At 70.0% G+C, this 2,976-nt stretch carries 2 protein-coding genes; both read right to left on the bottom strand.

Going from position 1 to position 2,976, the window contains the following annotated elements; genetic code table 11:
* Nucleotides 1-2,040 (bottom strand): WD40 repeat domain-containing protein (locus RKP46_RS08240; RefSeq protein WP_409194119.1); only part of this gene is annotated, 2,040 nt, incomplete at its 3' end.
* A 3-nt stretch (nt 2,041-2,043) separates the two neighbouring features.
* On the bottom strand, nt 2,044-2,976 hold a 933-nt coding region (locus RKP46_RS08235), incomplete at its 5' end, for a toll/interleukin-1 receptor domain-containing protein (protein WP_311106199.1).

The following is a 2,976-nucleotide window of genomic DNA, read 5'->3' as shown; positions in this document are numbered from 1 at the left end:
ACTGCCGGAGACGATGCGCCGCCCGTCGGGGCTGAAGGCGACGCTGCTGACCCATTCGGTATGCCCCTGCAGCGGCTCGCCGATCGCCGCGCCGGTGGCGGCGTCCCACAGGCGCAGCGTTTTATCCCCACTGCCGGAGACGATGCGCCGCCCGTCGGGGCTGAAGGCGACGCTGGCGACCCTTTCGGTATGCCCGCGCAGTGGCTCGCCGATCGCCGCGCCGGTGGCGGCGTCCCACAGGCGCAGCGTATTATCGTCACTGCCGGAGACGATGCGCCGCCCGTCGGGGCTGAAGGCGACGCTGGTCACTACCGATGACTGTTCAAGAAGCAAACGTAGCCCGGCGAATCGCTGCTCCTCGCGCTGCAGCGCGCCATAGGCTGCCGCCGACGAGCGTGGGTTGTCCGGACTGCCGAGCCGATGCGCCGCCAGGAGCGTCAACAAACCGCGCAAGCTGCCACCGACCCGATCCCCGCGGGTGATCGCCGGACCTTCGGCGGCCAGACGCAAAGTCGTTGCTTCGAACAGGCGTTGCTCGGCAATGCCGCTCTGCCGGTCGGCGTGCCAAGCCGCGGCCAGCGCCACGCCGAGCAGCACCACCAACCCGATCAGCGCGCCCCACAGCCAGCGCTGCAGCCGGCGCAGGCGGGTACCCGCTTCCTCGGCCTGCCGCCGTGCCGCCGCTTCGGCTGCCGTGCGTTTGCGTTGCTCGTCGAGCAGCGCGGCGGCGCGTTCGGCGTCTTCGCGCAGACGCTGCTCGGCTGCCGCCTGTTCGCGGTGACGGCGGCGCTGCAGGGCGACGGCGGCCAGCCGGTCGTGCACCATTTCGACGCGGTCGCCGTCGACGAAGGCATCCTTGCGCAGCAGGCGACGGTCGATCAGCGTGTCGACGTCGCCGCGGACGATGCCGGGACGCTGGACGATCGACTTCAGCGGGTAGGTCAGGCGGATGCCTTCGGGGGTAATCAGCTCGTTTTCGACGAAGGCGATCAGTTCCGGGGCGATGCCGGTCAGCGCGTCGTCGTAAAAGCTTTCGATGATCGCGCCGCCGTGCTGTTCGAGGTTGTCGGCGTCGATCTGCGCCGCACCGCTGGCCTGGCGCGCAGCGTTGAGGCCGGCGCAGACCAGGCTGAGCAGCGCCGGCTCGATGCGCGGCGCGGCGCTGTCGGCGCCACCGACGGCGCCGCGGGCGTCGCTTTCCTGTTGGCTGGCGACGAAGCGGACGATCCGTTCGGCGGCCTCGTCGCTGAGCAGCGCGCCGCCGGTTTGTCGCGTCGCGGCGAGCGCCTGATCGACGCGCATCGGCAACAGACGGTAGCGGTTGGGGCCGAGGCGGGGAATCCGGTCGCACCAGCGTTCAAGCTCGGGCAGGTAGTCTTCGCGCAGACCGAGGATGACGCGGTAGGGCTGGGCGTCGAGTTGCAGGCGGTCGAGCAGTTCCTCGTCGGCGGCGATCGCTTGGCCGACGGCGGCCGGGATGCGGTTTTCGATCAAATCGCCGAGATCGCCGAACTGGCGCCGCTGCCGCTCGGCGTTTTGTGCGCCCAGCGTGAAGATTTCTTCGAACTGGTCGAGGACGAAAACCGGCTGCCAGCTCTGGCCCGCGGCGTCGCGCGCGCCGAGCGGCGGCGTGTGCAGCGCCAACCATAGCGCGGCGGCCGGTTCGTCGGTCGCCGCTGCGCCGCCCGGCGGGTCCGGTGGACTCAGTGGGCCCGGCGGCGTCAGGCCATGGCTGGCGCCTTCCTCCCGCAGGCGGTGGTGGATCTGCGCGAGCGCCGCCGGCGCCTCGTCGCCGTGATCGAGGCGGACGAGCACCGGCAGCAGCCGCTGGCGGCGCAGGCGCGGAAACAGGCCGGCCTGCAGCAGCGAGGTCTTGCCGAGGCCGGATTTGCCGAACAGCACGCTGGCCGGACCCGAGAGCAGGTAGCGTTCGAGCGCGAGGGAATCGTCGTCGCGGCCGTTGAAGAATGCGGCGGCGGCTTCGTCGAAAGGCTCCAGCCACGGCCAGGGGTTTTCGCGGTCGATCTGGCGCGCGCGCATCGCTCAGTTATTCCGGAATGCTGCGAAGCGCTGGCTGAGGTCTTTCTCGGCTTCGGTGGTGAATACGCCGTCTGGCGCGCGCAGGAGGTGCAACTGGAAGAAGCGTTCGCTGCCCAGTTCGCGGCCGATGCGCCGATAGCGCTGGTGGCTGTCGGAGTTGAGCTTGCAGTCGGCGTCGATCAGCGTCGGCAGGATGAAAGCGTCGGCGACCCGGCCGGCCCGGCGGAGGGCGCTCGCCCATTCTTCCCAGAAAACGCCTTCGCGGCGGGCGTCGGCTTCCTGCGAAAGCAGCGGCAGGAAATAGTCGCACTTTTCGATCGCCTGCTCGATGCGGCTCGACCAGTCATCGCCGCCGAGTAATTTTCTTTTGTCGAGCCAGACGTCGCCGGCGCCGAGTTCGAGCAGGCGGTTGGCGATGGCGCGGGCCTGGGCAGTGTTCTGGCTGGCGTAGCTGACGAAGACCTGCGGTCCGTCGGCGCTGCCCGCCGGCTGCACCGCGGCGGCGTGGCGCGCTGCGGCGGGGTCGCCGGCGGCGCGCGTCGCCTGCCAGCGGCGGCTGAGTTCGGCGACGAATTCGCTGGCGCGGCCGGGAAAAAGCAGGCTGTTGGGGCTGAAGCGGCTGATGAAGGCGCTGAGCCGCGGGTCGCCGGCGCTGTCGGCCATGAATTCGAGCGTGGCTTTGCTCTGCAGCGACTCGTTGTTCATCAGCCGCAGCAGCGAACGCCCGGCCCAATCGGGCAGCCGGCAGTCGATCAGCAGCAGATGGCCGTCGCGCAGTTCCGCCAGCAGGTTGCGCACGCGTCGCGCGTGCTCGGACTGCAGGCGGTGCAGATATTCGAGGACGTCGCCTTCGTGGATGGCGAAGTCGAGCAGATTGGCCGCCGAGCCCAGCAACTGGTAGCTGATCTTGCCGGCCCATCGGTCGGGCAGGTCCAC

Source organism: Accumulibacter sp. (genome assembly GCF_031732815.1).
Classification (GTDB): domain Bacteria; phylum Pseudomonadota; class Gammaproteobacteria; order Burkholderiales; family Rhodocyclaceae; genus Accumulibacter.
Note: the sequence above shows the minus strand (reverse complement) of the source record. Positions and strands in the feature narration are given on the sequence as shown.